This window comes from Pseudomonas sp. TWI929, assembly GCF_039673335.1.
In the GTDB taxonomy this organism is placed as follows: Bacteria; Pseudomonadota; Gammaproteobacteria; order Pseudomonadales; family Pseudomonadaceae; genus Aquipseudomonas.
This window is the reverse complement of the sequence record NZ_JBDJLK010000071.1, coordinates 1-14973: the sequence shown is the minus strand read 5'-3', so window position 1 is coordinate 14973 and position 14973 is coordinate 1. Positions and strand designations below refer to the sequence as shown.

Annotated in this window: 13 protein-coding genes and 1 pseudogene; 8 read left to right on the top strand and 6 right to left on the bottom strand. The window is 59.0% G+C overall.

Features of this window, described 5'->3' with window-relative positions; genetic code table 11:
• Positions 1–71: 71 nt before the first annotated feature.
• A complete protein-coding gene (locus ABE456_RS22285; protein WP_346645859.1) occupies positions 72–1469 on the bottom strand; it encodes a PLP-dependent aminotransferase family protein in 1398 nt (465 codons plus the stop codon).
• A 274-nt stretch (positions 1470–1743) separates the two neighbouring features.
• Here ABE456_RS22285 and ABE456_RS22280 point away from each other — a divergent pair, with 274 nt between their 5' ends.
• Entirely contained in the window at positions 1744–2928 is a 1185-nt protein-coding gene (locus ABE456_RS22280; protein WP_346645858.1) for an MFS transporter, read from the top strand.
• Between the two features lie 50 nt (positions 2929–2978).
• On the opposite strand, the gene ABE456_RS22275 is transcribed toward ABE456_RS22280, so the two are convergent.
• The gene (locus ABE456_RS22275) at positions 2979–3740 is read right to left on the bottom strand and encodes an SDR family oxidoreductase (protein WP_346645857.1); all 762 of its coding nucleotides are present in this window, start codon (positions 3738–3740) and stop codon (positions 2979–2981) included.
• A gap of 175 nt (positions 3741–3915) precedes the next feature.
• Between ABE456_RS22275 and ABE456_RS22270 the strand changes: the two genes are divergently transcribed.
• Positions 3916–4917 (top strand): NADP-dependent oxidoreductase, encoded by a 1002-nt coding sequence (locus tag ABE456_RS22270; protein ID WP_346645856.1) that lies wholly within the window; start codon positions 3916–3918, stop codon positions 4915–4917.
• Positions 4918–5359: 442 nt separating this feature from the next.
• On the top strand, positions 5360–5635 hold the full coding sequence (locus ABE456_RS22265; protein ID WP_346645855.1) for a DUF3077 domain-containing protein: 276 nt from the start codon (positions 5360–5362) through the stop codon (positions 5633–5635).
• A 104-nt stretch (positions 5636–5739) separates the two neighbouring features.
• Here the strand turns inward: ABE456_RS22265 and pyrF are convergent, their stop codons facing one another.
• Positions 5740–6441: an orotidine-5'-phosphate decarboxylase gene (pyrF, locus tag ABE456_RS22260; protein ID WP_010952851.1), complete on the bottom strand. Its 702-nt coding sequence runs from the start codon at positions 6439–6441 to the stop codon at positions 5740–5742.
• Positions 6442–6623: 182 nt separating this feature from the next.
• On the opposite strand from pyrF, the gene ABE456_RS22255 reads away from it, so the two are divergent.
• Positions 6624–6791 carry a DUF2897 family protein gene (locus ABE456_RS22255; protein WP_346645854.1) on the top strand — a complete coding sequence of 56 codons (168 nt, stop codon included), beginning with the start codon at positions 6624–6626 and terminating at the stop codon, positions 6789–6791.
• A gap of 471 nt (positions 6792–7262) precedes the next feature.
• Here ABE456_RS22255 and ABE456_RS22250 read toward each other — a convergent pair whose 3' ends face one another.
• Positions 7263–7598, bottom strand: a complete 336-nt coding sequence (locus ABE456_RS22250) for a helix-hairpin-helix domain-containing protein (protein ID WP_346645853.1) — start codon at positions 7596–7598, stop codon at positions 7263–7265.
• A gap of 521 nt (positions 7599–8119) precedes the next feature.
• On the opposite strand from ABE456_RS22250, the gene wecB reads away from it, so the two are divergent.
• The 3 genes from wecB to ABE456_RS22235 all read left to right on the top strand — a co-directional run bounded on the left by wecB (position 8120) and on the right by ABE456_RS22235 (position 12838).
• Entirely contained in the window at positions 8120–9289 is a 1170-nt protein-coding gene (wecB, locus tag ABE456_RS22245) for a UDP-N-acetylglucosamine 2-epimerase (non-hydrolyzing) (RefSeq protein WP_346645852.1), read from the top strand.
• 299 nt (positions 9290–9588) lie between these two features.
• Positions 9589–11523 carry an acyltransferase family protein gene (locus tag ABE456_RS22240; RefSeq protein ID WP_346645851.1) on the top strand — a complete coding sequence of 645 codons (1935 nt, stop codon included), beginning with the start codon at positions 9589–9591 and terminating at the stop codon, positions 11521–11523.
• A 110-nt stretch (positions 11524–11633) separates the two neighbouring features.
• Positions 11634–12838 (top strand): IS3 family transposase gene (locus tag ABE456_RS22235; RefSeq protein ID WP_346645850.1). Its coding sequence is split into 2 segments (ribosomal slippage): positions 11634–11889 and positions 11889–12838, totalling 1206 coding nucleotides; the frame shifts between segments, so codons are not numbered across the junction.
• Here ABE456_RS22235 and ABE456_RS22230 read toward each other — a convergent pair.
• Complete coding sequence (locus tag ABE456_RS22230; protein WP_346645849.1) at positions 12835–14037, bottom strand: hypothetical protein; 1203 nt, start codon at positions 14035–14037, stop codon at positions 12835–12837. The genes ABE456_RS22235 and ABE456_RS22230 overlap by 4 nt on opposite strands.
• Before the next feature lie 375 nt (positions 14038–14412).
• Here ABE456_RS22230 and ABE456_RS22225 point away from each other — a divergent pair, with 375 nt between their 5' ends.
• Positions 14413–14586 carry a hypothetical protein gene (locus ABE456_RS22225; RefSeq protein WP_346645848.1) on the top strand — a complete coding sequence of 58 codons (174 nt, stop codon included), beginning with the start codon at positions 14413–14415 and terminating at the stop codon, positions 14584–14586.
• Between the two features lie 143 nt (positions 14587–14729).
• Here the strand turns inward: ABE456_RS22225 and ABE456_RS22220 are convergent.
• Positions 14730–14973 (bottom strand): annotated as a pseudogene (locus ABE456_RS22220) (glucose-6-phosphate isomerase); the annotation flags it as partial.

The following is a 14973-nucleotide window of genomic DNA, read 5'->3' as shown; positions in this document are numbered from 1 at the left end:
GGCAACGTTGCCAGCCGATGAACAAGGGCCTGGCGCCACAATAGTGTCAAATAGCTATGAAGGTGTCGCTATCAGCTTGGCAGAGGTCGCCCTGCGTGCTGGAGGAAGGCCTGGGCGCGGGAATCCTGCCCGTAAGCGACATTGATGCGCAGCCAGGGGCTGGCCGCACCCTGGCAGTCGAAGGCGCTGCCGGGGGTGAGCAACACCTCGTGCGCCAAGGCCAAGCGCTCCAGACTGGCGAAATCCCGGCCCGGCACGCGCGCCCAAACGAACATGCCGCCGTAGGGCTCGCAGAACACCTGCCAGCCCGCCTGCTCCAGCTGGCCAAGCAACTTGGCCATGTGCTGCCCCAGGCGCACCCGCAGGCGTTGCACGCTTTTGCGGTAGCTGCCGTTGGCGAGCATTTGCCCTACCACCTGCTCGGCAAAGCGCGAGGTGCCGATGCCACTGACCATCTTCAGCTCGGCCAGGCTCGCCAGCAGCGCGGGGTCGGCGACCAGGTAGCCAACTCGCAGCGAGCTGCTGAGGGTTTTCGAGAAGCTGGCCATGTAGATCACCCGCTGCTCGCTGTCGAGGGTGGCCAGGCGGGTGGCCGGGCCCTCCTGGAAGTCGGCGTAGATATCGTCCTCGATGATGCGCAGGTCATGCTCGCGGGCCAGCTCCAGCAGGCGGTAGGCCACCTTGGGCATCAGGCTGGTACCGGTGGGGTTTTGGTACAGGCTGTTGATGAACAGGCAGCGCGGGTTGTGCGTGGCCAGCAAGGCTTCGAGGGCGGGCAGGTCCGGGCCGTCGGCGGTGCGCGGTACCGGCAGCATGTGCACCTGATGCTGGCGTAGCAGGTTGAACAGGTTGTAGTAGCCGGGGTTTTCCACCAGCACCGTGTCGCCCGGGCGCAGCAGGGTGCGCACCAGCAGGTCGAGGCCGTGACTGGCACCGTGGGTGGTGAGGATGCGCTCGGGGCCGGCGGCTATGCCCAGCTGCGCCAGGCGCTTGTGCAACTGCTGACGCAGGCTGGCCAGGCCAAGCGGGGGGCAGTAGTCGAACAGGTCCTGCGGGTTGCCGCGGCTGACCTGGCGCACCGCCTGGGCCAGCTCGGTGGCTGCGCGCCAGCTGCTGGGCAGCCAGCCGCAACCCAGCTTGAGCAGCTCGTCATGGCCCTCGCGGAACTGCCGCCAGCTGCCGTCACCAGCCTCACCCCACGGTTGCCCGTCCTCCTGCGCAAGCCCGAGCTTGCGCTCAGCGACGAAAAAGCCGGTGCCGTGGCGCGCCTCCAGCCAGCCGCTGGCGACCAGCCGGTCGTAAGCCTCGATCACACAGGACGCACTGACCGCCTGGCTGCGGGCCAGTGCGCGGATTGACGGCAAGCGTGCGCCGGGGCGCAGGCGTTGCTGAGTGATCCAGGTTTGCAGGTGCTCGGTGAGTTGCTGCACCAATGGGGTGCTGCTGGTGCGGTCGAGGGGGAAGTGCATGAGGGTAAGTGTTCGCTGATTTTTAGCGAACAGTTAAGCATAAATGGGCTTAGGGTGTATCTGGCGAGGGCAATGGGCTGGCATCACTATTTGACCGACTGACGCGGCCCCTGTGGGAGCGGCCTTGCGTCGCGATGGGCTGCACAGCAGCCCCAAGATATCAGCCCAAGCACAAATTGCCGGGGCTGCTGCGCAGCCCATCGCGACGCAAGGCCGCTCCCACAAGATCCGCGTGAAGCCTGGAAATCTACACCTGCAGACAAGGACCTACCTCATGCCCTCCGCCCCGGCCCGCTTGGCCTTCGCCCTCTGCCTGATCACCCTGGCCGTGAACCTGCAGGCGCCGTTGTACATCACCTACGCCGACCTTTCCGGCCAAGGCGCCGCCGCCACTGCGGTGGCCTTCTCCGGCTATGTGCTGGGCGTGCTGCCGGTGCTGCTGGCCTTGGGCGGCCTGGCCGACCGAGTCGGGCGCCGGCCACTGATTGTGGCGGCACTGGCGCTGTCGATGGTCGCCACCGTGCTGATGCTGCTGGCCCCCAACCTGCAAACCCTAGGCCTGGCGCGGCTGTTTCTCGGCCTGGGCACCGGCCTGGCCTCAGCCACAGCCACTGCATACATGGGCGAGCTGATGGGCGGCGAGCACACCACCCGGGCCGCCAACTGGGTCACCGCCAGCACTTCGCTGGGCTTTGGCCTGGGCGCAGCGCTGACCAGCCTGTTCCTGCTGCGCGGCCCCAGCCTCACCCCAGGCAGCTTCCACCTGCAACTGCTGCTGGCGGCGCTGGCCATGGTGCTGGCATGGCGCCTGCCCGACCCACGCCCGGCACAGCGCAACCCTATGCTGCGCCTGCCCTGCTACCCGCGCGGCAGCGTGGCCTATGGGCTGGCTATTTTGCTGGCTTGGGCCTGCGTGGGGCTGGTGATTGCCCTGCTGCCGGGCATCCTGCGCCAGCATGGGCTTAGTGCCTGGTCGGGGTTCTCGACCTTCTGCGTGATCAGCTGCGGGCTGTTGTTCCAGCCAATGGCACGCCGCCTGAGCAGCCGCACGGCCACGTTGCTGGGGCTGGCGATATTGCCGTGCAGCTATGCCGTGCTGGCCTGGGGTGCGGACAGCGGGCAACTGGGTGCGGTGTTGCTGGGTGCGGTGGCGGCCAGCAGTGCGTGCTACGGGTTTATCTACCTGGGCGGGCTGGCGGCGGTAAACCAGCTGGCCGGCAGCGAGAAGACCCGGGCCAGTGCCGGGTTCTTTTTACTGGCGTACCTGGGGTTCAGCTTGCCGGTGATCTTTACCGGGCTGTTGAGCGACCGGTTGGGGTCACGGCTGGCCCTGCTGGTGTTTGGTGGGGTGTTGGTGGTGGGCTGTATGGGGGTTGGGCTGGCCTTGTGGTGGTCTGCAAGGGCCTCTTCGCGGGTGAACCCGCTCCCACAGGTACCCCGCTGCCCTCAGGGCCGGTGATATACCTGTGGGAGCGGGTTTACCCGCGAAGCAGGCGACGCGGTTTCGGCTCAGATCGCCGTAGCCCCACCATCCACCGCCAGGCAATGCCCGGTGGTAAACGCCGCGCCGTCGCTGCACAGGTACAGCACGGCGCTGGCAATTTCCTCGACCTTGCCAATGCGCCCCACCGGGTGCATGGCGGCGGCGAACTCGGCCTTGCGCGGGTCGGCCTCATAGGCGCGGCGGAACATGTCGGTGTCGATCACCGCCGGGCACACGGCATTCACCCGGATGCCCTTCTTGGCATATTCGATGGCCGCCGATTTGGTCAGGCCGATCACCGCATGCTTGCTGGCGCTGTAGATACTCATCTTCGGCGCCGCGCCCAAACCCGCCACCGAGGCGGTATTGACGATTGCCCCACCGCCTTGGGCCAGCAGCAACGGCAGCTGGTACTTCATGCACAACCACACACCCTTGACGTTGACGCCCATGATGGCATCGAACTCTGCCTCGCTGCCCTCGGCCAGGCGCCCCTGCTCTATCTCGATGCCAGCGTTGTTGTAGGCGTAGTCCAGCCGGCCATACGCGGCGATCAGGCGCTCGTGCAGCTGGCGTACCTCAGCGTCGCGGGTTACGTCGCAGGCAATGAACAGCGCCTGGCCGCCAGCCGCCTGGATCAACGCCACGGTGGCCTCACCGCCAACCGGGTCGAGGTCGGCCACCACCACCTTCAGGCCCTGCTGGGCGAAGGCCAGGGCGGTTGCCCGGCCGATGCCGGCGGCGCCACCGGTGACCAGGGCTACCTGGCCGGAAAAGGTCATGCTCATCGCGTGCTCCTGTGACGGTTTGTGGGGTTCAGAGCATAGTCAGCCACCACCCGGCCGGGCAGCATCATCACACCAACGGTTGGGCTACCATGCTTGTCAGTGATGTTAAGGACCTGCCTACATCAACAGGGTAGATTGAACGTCTAACCCCCTCCACTGCCCACAAGGACCCGCCATGACCCAGACCAACCGCCGCTTCCTGCTTGCCAAACGCCCGGTCGGCGCCGTGCGCCGTGACGACTTCAGCTTCGAAAGCGTGCCTGCCGAACAACCTGGCGAAGGCCAGGTGCTGGTACGCAACCTGTACCTGTCCCTGGACCCGGCCATGCGCGGCTGGATGAACGAAGGCAAGTCGTACATCCCGCCTGTGGCCCTGGGCCAGGTGATGCGCGCGCTGGGTGTGGGCGAAGTAGTCGCCTCCAACCACCCTGGCTTCAAAGCGGGCGACCATGTAAGCGGTGCCCTTGGCGTGCAGGACTACTTCACCGGCGAGCCCCAGGGCCTGCACAAGATCGACCCCAACCTGGCGCCCCTGCCCCGCTACCTGTCGGCGCTGGGCATGACCGGCATGACCGCCTACTTCGCCCTGCTGGACGTTGGCCAGCCCAAGGCCGGCGACACCGTGGTGATTTCCGGCGCGGCCGGCGCGGTGGGCAGCATTGTCGGGCAAATTGCCAAGCTCAAGGGCTGCCGCGTGGTCGGCATTGCTGGCGGCGCCGAGAAGTGCCAGTACCTGAAGGACGAACTGGGCTTTGACGGGGTGATCGACTACAAGGCCGAAGACGTGCTGACTGGCCTGAAGCGCGAATGCCCCAAGGGGGTGGATGTGTACTTTGACAACGTTGGCGGCGACATCCTCGATGCCGTGCTGACCCGCATCAACTACAAGGCGCGCATCGTGATTTGCGGCGCGATCAGCCAGTACAACAACAAGGAAGCGGTGAAAGGCCCGGCCAACTACCTGTCGCTGCTGGTGAACCGTGCGCGCATGGAAGGCTTTGTGGTGATGGATTACAGCAAGGACTACGGCAAGGCTGCGCTGGAGATTGCCGGCTGGCTGGCCAGTGGGCAGGTGAAGAGCAAGGAGGATGTGGTGGAAGGCTTGGAGACCTTCCCTGAGACCTTGCTGAAGCTGTTTAGTGGGGAGAATTTTGGCAAGTTGGTGCTCAAAGTTTGAGATTGAAGTAGCCAATATAGGCCTCATCGCCGGCAGGCCAGCTTCCACAGGTACAGCGCCAACCTTAAGCCATGCGCGGTACCTATGGGAGCTGGCTTGCCGGCGATTGGGCCGCACCTACAAAGCGCGTCAGATTTTCCTGAACCTTGCACCCACCGCTTCAGCTTGAAGCAGCAAGCGAACTATCCTACACCGCGGTCAGAAGCAGCTGAATTGTCGGGGAAATCCCCCAGGGATAACTTCACCGGGTCGCCGTGTTGGTGACCGGGTGTGAGAACCCGCTATGCACTGCTGCCCTGACTGTTCTATGGCAGCCATTCGCGGGCAAGCTTCGGCTTGGCCGGCATCAGTGCACCGGTTTCTCACCCCGCGCAATGGCTGCCACCTTCGTCCGTGAGAAAGATTGAGGTGAATGCTCCCTGTCACGCACTGGAATTTCACCATGAAGAAGAACGATCTTTCCCCCGTCCTCACCGCAGGCCTCGAAACCTTCCTCGAAGCCGGCAACCCCACCATAGACCTGCTCCGCGTCCAACCCGGCGTCCCGGTTGATGATGCTTATGAGCACGTCTCGGTCCTGCTGGGCTATTGCAAGCACCTTGTACGCGAAGGCGACATGGAAGATGACCACAAGATGCTGGGCGCAGCGGATTACCTGCTGGCCATGGCCAAAGCGTTGATGAACGACATCGAGCTGGCCAAGAACAAGCTGCACTGACAGGCCACCTCGGCCGCTCCCATAAGAAGCAGGGGCTGCTTCCGCCGCAGGGAATAAAAAAGGCCAGCACTCGCGTGCTGGCCTTTTTCAATAACGCAGGCTACTTACCCACGAATCTCCGCCACCACCGCAGCCAACGCCTGCGCCGGGTCTGCCGCCTGGCTGATCGGCCGGCCGATCACCAGGTAATCCGAACCGGCATCCAGCGCCTGGCGCGGGGTAAGGATACGGCGCTGGTCATCCTGCGCGCTGCCCGCCGGGCGAATACCTGGGGTCACCAGCTGCAGCGACGGGTGCGCCGCCTTCAGCGCCGGGGCCTCCAGCGCCGAGCACACCAACCCGTCCATGCCCGCTTTCTCGGCCAGCGCCGCCAGGCGCAGCACCTGCTCTTGCGGGTCGACATCCAGGCCGATGCCGGCCAGGTCTTCACGCTCCATGCTGGTCAGCACGGTCACGCCAATCAGCAACGGCTGCGGGCCGCTGCGCTTGGCCAGCTCTTCACGGCAGGCCGCCATCATGCGCAGGCCACCGGAGCAATGCACGTTGACCATCCACACACCCATCTCGGCGGCAGCCTTCACAGCCATGGCGGTGGTGTTGGGGATGTCGTGGAACTTGAGGTCCAGGAACACTTCGAAGCCCTTGTCGCACAAGGTTTCGACAATGCCCGAAGCGCTGCTGGTGAACAGCTCCTTGCCAACCTTCACCCGGCACAGCGCAGGGTCAAGCTGGTCAGCCAGCTTCAGGGCGGCCTCACGGGTAGGGAAATCCAGGGCGACGATCAGGGGCGTCTGGCAGGCGGACATGGGCAGGGTCTCTTGGCAAGTCGAAAACGGCGCGCATTGTAAACGAAGTGGCGCAGGCTTTGGGGGCCGCGGGTCACGGAATTGGCCCGGCAATGGCTGGCTTCTATAATTGAACCAACGGAACGGGTGATTGTTCAAATTTCGTACAAGCACTGCCCCTCACCAGCAAAAGGAGAACGACAATGCCTTGGTATGCCTGGCTGATACTCATCTTAGCCCTTGGCTCCATCGTCGGCGGGCTGATGCTGCTGCGCGACACAGCCAAAAAACTGCCCCTCACCGAAGAGCAACTGCGCAAGGTGCATGAGCGCAATGCCGAAGCGGATGCCAAGGATGCGCAAGACCGCTGACACGTCCGGCGATCACGGACGCTGGCTGGCCAGCCCTCATAGAACTTCACATAACCCACTGATTTAGCAGGGCCCCCGTGGGAGCGGGCGTGCCCGCGAACACCGGCGCAGCCGGTGCCATGCACCGCGTTGGCTACTTCGCGGGCGCGCTGAACCCACAGGAACACCATAACCCTCCAGGCCTGCGCCGTACCTGTAGGAGCGGCCTCGCGTCGCGAAAGGGCTGCAAAGCAGCCCCGGCAATGTATGCGGCAAAGCTGAATTCCCAGGGGCGCTTCGCACCCCGCTCGCGACACAAGGCCGCTCAACAACAACCGCATCAAAAGTTATCAACTAGTTAGCCTGCTGACGCATAGCAAGCTAATAAAAAACACGACCCTTTCATTTTCAACAGGTTAAAGAGTCAAACCTTTAGAGCGTCAAACTTTCAATAGTCAGGGCCAGGGCAAAAAAGCCCCAGCCCCTCCCCGCTTACTCCACCATCACCTTGTCCCGGTTACGCTCCAAAAGTGCGTTGCCAATCCCCTTTATCTCCAGCAACTCATCCACCGAAGCAAACGGCCCATTGGCCTCGCGGTAGGCCACGATCGCCTCGGCCTTGGCCTTGCCTATGCCGTTCAATTCCTTCTGCAAGGTCAGCGCATCGGCCTTGTTCAGGTCCAGCCGCGGCGCCTGCTGGGCCTGCACCTGGGCCACTACCGGCACCGGTTCGGCCGCCGCTGTGGCGCTGGCCGGGGCGGCGCTAAGGGAGAAGGACAGGCTGGCGAACAGCGGCAGCAGCAGGGACGACAGAAGTTTATTACGCATGGTGAACACTCCTTGGGTTGGTCATTTTTCAGCAGCCGTTTTCCCTCGGCTGCGTCACCAACCCTAGCGCTGAACCCTGCTTCGAAACAGCTACCATCCACGGCGAATGGTAACCAAATCAGTCCACCGTGCACCCAACCTCGCCAACCCTGCATAAATGGCCATTTACAACATTCCACCTGCGGCCCAACAGCAGCCGTATCGTGGCCGGTCGCCGCTAGAAAGGTCCCCGCCTGTGCGATGCCGCATCCACAACAACAGCCGCCACTTTCCCACACCTCCCGCCGAAGCCGCCCTGCACACCGTTTGGCAGACGCGCCCCTGAAAACTGGCATCACATGGACCAACTGCTAGATTTTTTCAGCAATGGACAGCCGTTTGCTTGAAGGACCTAAGCAGCATGCCCCCTGCCGCCCGCCGCTTGCCCTCGCACCCAGCCCGTCCACCTGGCCAGCCTTTGCACGCCTGCCCAGCCCCTTTGGCCCGCTAGCTCCGCCCCGTCCAGCAAGAGGATCACCGCCGTGCCCCTCAAGACTCTCACCGTATTTGGCACCCGCCCAGAAGCCATCAAGATGGCCCCCTTGGCCCTGCAACTTGCCCAGGACGCCCGTTTTGAGTCACGCGTGTGCGTTACCGGCCAGCACCGGCAAATGCTCGACCAGGTATTGGAACTGTTCGGCATCAACCCCGATTACGACTTGAACATCATGAAGCCCGGCCAGGACCTGACTGGCGTGACCATCGGGATTTTGCAGGGCATCCGGCCCGTGCTGGCCGAGTTCAAGCCCGACATAGTGCTGGTGCACGGCGACACCGCTACCACCTTTGCCACCAGCCTGGCGGCCTATTACCAGCAAATCCCCATCGCCCACGTAGAAGCTGGCCTGCGCACCAACAACCTGTATTCGCCCTGGCCAGAAGAAGGCAACCGCCGCCTGACTGGCACCCTGGCCGCCCTGCACTTCGCCCCCACCGCCACCTCGCGGGACAACCTGCTGCGCGAAGGCACCGACCCGGCGAGCATCTTCACCACTGGCAACACCGTGATCGACGCCTTGCTGGAAGTGGTGCACAAGCTGGAAAGCCCGGCGCTGCGGGCCCAATTTGAGCGCCAGTTTCATTACCTGGCTGCCGACCGCCGCATGGTGCTGGTAACAGGCCACCGCCGCGAGAACTTTGGCGGTGGCTTCGAGCGCATCTGCCAGGCCCTGGTGCAGACTGCGCGCCAGTTCCCGGGGGTGGACATGCTGTACCCGGTACACCTCAACCCCAATGTGCGCGAGCCGGTCAACCGGCTGCTGGCAGATGTGAGCAACATCTACCTGATCGAACCACTGGATTACCTGCCGTTTGTTTACCTGATGAGCCGTGCGTACGTGATTCTTACCGACTCGGGGGGTATTCAGGAGGAAGCGCCGGCGCTGGGCAAGCCGGTGCTGGTGATGCGCGATACCACGGAGCGGCCAGAGGCAGTAGCGGCAGGGACGGTGAAGCTGGTGGGTACGGAGGTTGGGTCTATTGTCGGGGAACTGGCCAGGTTACTGACCGATGAGGGGGCGTATCGGGAGATGAGCGTGGCGCATAATCCGTATGGTGACGGGAAGGCGTGTGGGCGGATTGTGGGGGCGCTTGCTGATTATTCCATTACGAATTCCACAAGCATCAGGGCTAATCAAGCAGCTCAGGAATAACCTACTGCTCTCTCGATGTCTTGTTCACCCCTTGTACCGTGCAATTGTTGGAGAACCCATCAATTTCCTCATCTGAATTGGCTCATACGAGCGGGCTCACAAACCGATGAAGTGATAGCTGTACTTTTCGCACCTCGCTGGACTGAATTCGTGATTGCTCAAAATGGGTTCAGTAAAGCTACCGCAATAGCCTTACGCCATACCACCCATCCCATGCGAAGCCGTAATGTGAGGACGCGCCTTACGTCAGAAGGTATGATGCCGCCCAAAAATTGCACCACTAGGAGCTGCATCCAACAATGACGTCCTTATCCCATGCCAATCTGGCAGACGCCACCTCGATACACAAAGCACAGAACTACAGGCCGGACATCGATGGGCTACGCGCCATTGCCGTGCTAGCGGTCATCCTCTACCACTTCAAGGTCCCGTTTTTCAGTGGCGGTTTTGTCGGCGTAGACGTCTTCTTCGTGATCAGTGGCTACCTCATCACAAAAGGCATCTTGAGCCAGCAAAGCAAAGGTCGATTTGATTTCGGCGACTTCTATACTCGCCGAGTGCGCAGGTTGATTCCCGCTCTGCTAGCCACGATAGGGGCATCGTTCGTCGCAGCGGCCTTCTTGTTTACCCCGGAAGACTTCAAACAGATGTCTGGGTCAACGGTATATGCGCTAGCCGGAATATCCAATTTCTTCTTCTGGATGCAGAGTGGGTACTTCGACACAGCAGCCACCGTGAAGCCACTGCTGCACACCTGGTCGCTCAGCGTCGAGATCCAGTTCTATATCCTGTGGCCACTGCTGCTGGTGGGGATCACTCGGCTGACACAGAACGTTCTAGCAGCAACCACGGCGATCTTCGTTGCCGGTGCCGCAGCCGCATACTTCTTCCTTCAACACGATGTGTCGGGTGCATTTTTCTTAACACCTTTCAGGATTCACGAATTTTTGGCCGGCGCGCTGGTCGTGCTGGTTGAGCGCAACAAGGTGAATGCAGCACTCAAGGAGCTGGCATACCTTGCAGGCCTGGCCCTGGTTATTGCCCCGATCTTCCTCTACAGCAGCAACGGCACTCTGTTCCCTGGCCTCGCAGCTATAGTGCCCGTAGCTGGCGCCGCCCTCATGATCTTCGCGGGCGGGGGTGCCAAAGTAGCCTGGCCATGCCGCTCCTGGGCAGCAACTAAGATCGGTGAGGTCAGTTACTCCCTCTATCTTGTTCATTGGCCAATCTTCGTCTTTGCCAGCTATGTAACGCTGAACGGGCTTAAACCACTGGCAACCACCTCACTTCTGCTACTCACCATTGCACTGGCGATAGTGCTCTACGCCTTAATAGAAAAGCCATTCCGAAATAAGTCGAAGTCAAAACTGACGGGTGCAGAATTCTCTCTCGCCACTCTTTCAGTTTCATCCATAATTATTGTTATGGCCGCAAGCAGTTGGGGCCAAGACGGATGGAGATGGAGGCTGCCAGAGGCCATCAGAAATATAGCCACAGTAGATAAAGAAAAAGCAGACAAATACGTATGGGGAACTCACGAACAGCTAACCAAAGCCAAGTTCGACAACACCTCAAAGAAAGAAAAACTTTTAGTAATAGGTGATTCCCAGGCTGGCGACGTAATAAACATGCTTAAAGAATCAGGCATGCTAGAAAAATACGACGCCGTATCTCGAATTGTGAACAGCAGATGCGCAACACCTTTTGTTGAGCCTGGTCAAACTGACACCTATTTAACAAAACTAAACCCGATAACAATGCGCGACCCATCACTAATCGCGCAGTGCAAGACACACTTTTCAAACGTCTTAGATGACAATCTTATAGAGTCAGCCGACAAGGTATTTGTAGTTTTCTACTGGCGTAGATTTGCCGAAAAATACTACATGCAATCCATAAATGAAATTGCAAAAAGAACCAAAGGTACCGTATACGTATTCGGAATGAAAAACCTTTCAAGCGACAGCACATTTATCGCCACGAAGTTTGGAAAAACAGCGGGACTCGAGACGTTCGCCTCCAAATTTGTAGAAGGTGAAAGTCGCGTCATAAATGAACACATGAAAAAAATCCAGGGGACAAAATTTGTCGACCTAATGTCAATAACGTGCAAGTCAAAAGACAGCTGCATTGTGCTGGATGAATCAAACAACCCTATATTTTCAGATCGCAACCACCTTACCCAATCAGGCGCCAAATTTTTTGGCGAGAGGCTAGCCCAAGCCTTGAAATAGCATCAAATCAAGAAGGGCCTAGCTTTTGCTAGGCCTGGACATCCAGCCTCGTAACGAGCCCCGTAACAATTACCGGCAGGGTCACCTGAGCTTCATGCGTGAGGCGCGCGATGACCAAGCAACGCCGTACCTTCACCCCCGAGTTCAAACGCGAAGCTGCCATCCTGGTAATCGACCAAGGCTACAGCCTCATTGAGGCAGCCCGTTCGCTTGGGCTGGTTGAGTCTGTCCTGCGACGGTGGGTAAACCAGCCCCAACAAGAACGTGGCGGTGTTACACCGACTAGCAAAGCGCTGACGCCCGAGCAGCAGAATATCCAGGAACTGGAAGCGCGAATCAACCGATTGGAACGGGAAAAATCGATCCTAAAAAAGGCTACCGCGCTCTTGATGGCCGAGGAGCACGAGCGCTCGCGTTAGTCGACCAGCTTCGCTCAGAGGAGCCGGTTGATCTGCTGTGCTCGGTATTTGAAGTTACCCGATCTTGCTACTACGCGCACTGTCGCAAGCGAGGAACTCCGGATGTTGAACGGCTCGTCCTGCGCACCCGCGTGAACGAGTTGTTCACTCAGAGCCGCAGCGCAGCTGGCAGTCGGAGCATCATGTTCATGATGCGCGAGGACGGAATAGAGATCGGACGGTTCAAAGTGCGCAAGCTGATGAGTGAGCTGAAATTGGTCAGCAAGCAGCCTGGCTCACATGCATATAAAAAAGCGACGGTGGAACGTCCCGACATCCCCAATGTGCTGGATCGAGCGTTCAACGTTTCGGCGCCGAATGAAGTCTGGTGCGGTGACATTACATACGTCTGGGCTCAAGGTCGCTGGCACTATTTCGCGGCAGTGATCGACCTGTATGCGCGTCGAGTGGTGGGCTGGGCTTTCTCGTCGAAGCCCGATGCCGACCTAGTGATCAAGGCTCTGGACACGGCGTATGAGCAGCGAGGCCGTCCACAGAATGTTCTGTTTCACAGCGATCAGGGTAGCCAATACGGCAGTCGGGGCTTCCGCCAGCGCTTGTGGCGCTATCGTTTCAAACAGAGCATGAGCCGGCGCGGAAACTGTCATGACAACGCCCCGATGGAGCGCCTGTTTCGTAGTTTAAAAACAGAATGGATACCGTCGGTGGGCTATATGAGCACCTCGCTTGCCCAGCAGGACATCGGCCGGCTCCTGATGCTGCGCTACAACTGGCAACGACCACATCAATTCAACGGCGGGCTGGCGCCCGCCGTTGCTGAAGAAAAACTTAACGTAGTGTCCGGGATTAGTTGCCCACTACAGATACACCATGACGCTTCGAGACCGAACGCCTAGATGAAAGTCCTTTTCAAAAGTGCATGTACGATACGAGGCTGGGGCCTTAGTACCACTTGCAGCGCCCACCCGTCAGTAATACAAGCTAACAACTCGACTGGAATGTGAAGAACTGCATTTGGGTCCGACCCGGTAGCGATCAATATCTTCTGTGAGGAACCTTCTGCCGTGTCTACGACGTGCATACCGCTTCTTTGGGTAAAAAGATTAGGGTCTCCCTCCCACTTCCATCTTTGCTGCCCATTCAGGTCCAAGAGCCGTACCGAATCGAGTTCAGCGCTTGTTTCACAGTTGGAAAAGTCGAATCGAAGCGCGGTCACCTTGTCTTTTAACCCGGCAAAATGGAAGTTAAGCGATTGCAAGCTACCATCCAGCCTGATGGGCAGTATGATTGATTTGTCCTCGCTGAATCCGGAAGTCGCAAAGCACCAGAAAACCTGACTTGCCGTAGAGGACAACTCGGTAACCGTGTGGGTTTTCGAGCCATCGATCACATTGAATTTAAATTCAGACGATACGGGCAAGGCGACGAACAAGCTGTCCCGACTTCCGGTTTTTAGTCGATCCAGAAAGTCTGTGTAGGTAATCAAACCTAAATATTCACGTCGATTTTGCGAGATTTCAGAGTAGTCAATGTCATAGCTGCAGGAGTAGTCGACATTCAGTCCATCATTGACAATGATTGCAACACCGTAATCTTCGTCAACCGTCAGTGTCTTAAATGGATTGAAGTGCCGAAAAAGCGCAAATGCTTTAAACGTTTCGCCGACCCACTCATCACCACCTTTTCGAGGTACTCTGGTGATCGCCTCATTTTTCGGGCTGCAATCATGAATCACCAGAAACCCGCCCGGATTCAGAAGCCTGAGTAGTTGTTTCAGTGCCAGATCAACCTGGGGGCGAATATGAACAGGGTCGAAGAAAATGATGTCAAACTTTTTGCCGGCGCAATGTGAAAGCAATTCACTGAACGGAACAATCCCTTCTACCATAAACCGTTCAGCCACTTCCGATATTCGCTGAACGCTGGACTTATTGAGAAATGTATGCTCCGGAATGAAAGCCATGCTTTTTTCCAGGCAGTTCACATCATCAAATGCGAGCTCGCCATCAAATTTATTATATTCAAAATAGCTTGACAGATTGAACTGAGCGATCAGGTCATTGATTATTTTTGATTTTTTTACAGATGGAGCCACGTTATCGTCACCAGAAAAGTTGCCTGACAGGCTGCTGAAACATTTCGCAGCAAATTATTATCGACTTTTTGAAATTCTGCAACGCGGGCTGTACGTTCTACAACGCAAGTTCGGCCGGCAAGCCAGCTGGCAGTGGAAGCGGGAACGTTAGTCACTTACCAAGGGTTCTGGTAATCGTCCGCTACGCAGAGCGCCGCCTTGGCGTTTGTGGTGTTTGCCTTGAAACGGTTATGGCCGCGACTGCTTTGAACCTTACCGCCACCATTCAGTACTATTCTATTAGGCTCTGCCTAAAATCCCAGGAAACTGAAATGTGGCCCCGGAACGGGCCGGGTTTTGTACAGTCGCCGACCATCTACGGAAAGGAGTTCTGTAATGGCAAAGCCTTATGAACTCTTGGATGAAGCGCGGCCAGTGGTTGCCGAACTTTTTATGGCAGCCATGTCAGGGTCAGGTCCCGCAGCAGCGATCGCGACTTTGGCGTCGGGTCGCATCATCGTCGGCGGAGAAATCGGGAGCACAGCATCCGTGATCAGCTGTGCGCTTTGAATGTGGGGTTTATGGAGCGCTTACTCCATTTCTCCAGAGCAAGGCTGTTGGATCTAAACATCGGCTGCCCAATATCGGAACGGCCGATGTCCAGTACAAGCCTAGAGTCAGAGGCCGACCGCGTGACGGCGTAATGGGGAAAATCAGCCCCTGTGAAGACCGCGGAAGTACTTGATCAACCCTTGAGTCGAGCCATCATCAGCGCAGTCTTCAAGGTTACCAATTAAGCGCTGGTAAATCCCCTCCCCCAGCTCCTTACCCAGTTCCACGCCCCACTGGTCGAAGGCGTTGATACCCCAGATCACGCTCTGCACGAACACCTTGTGCTCATACATCGCCACCAGCGCGCCCAGGCGGCGTGGGCTGATGCGTTCGACCACCAGGGTG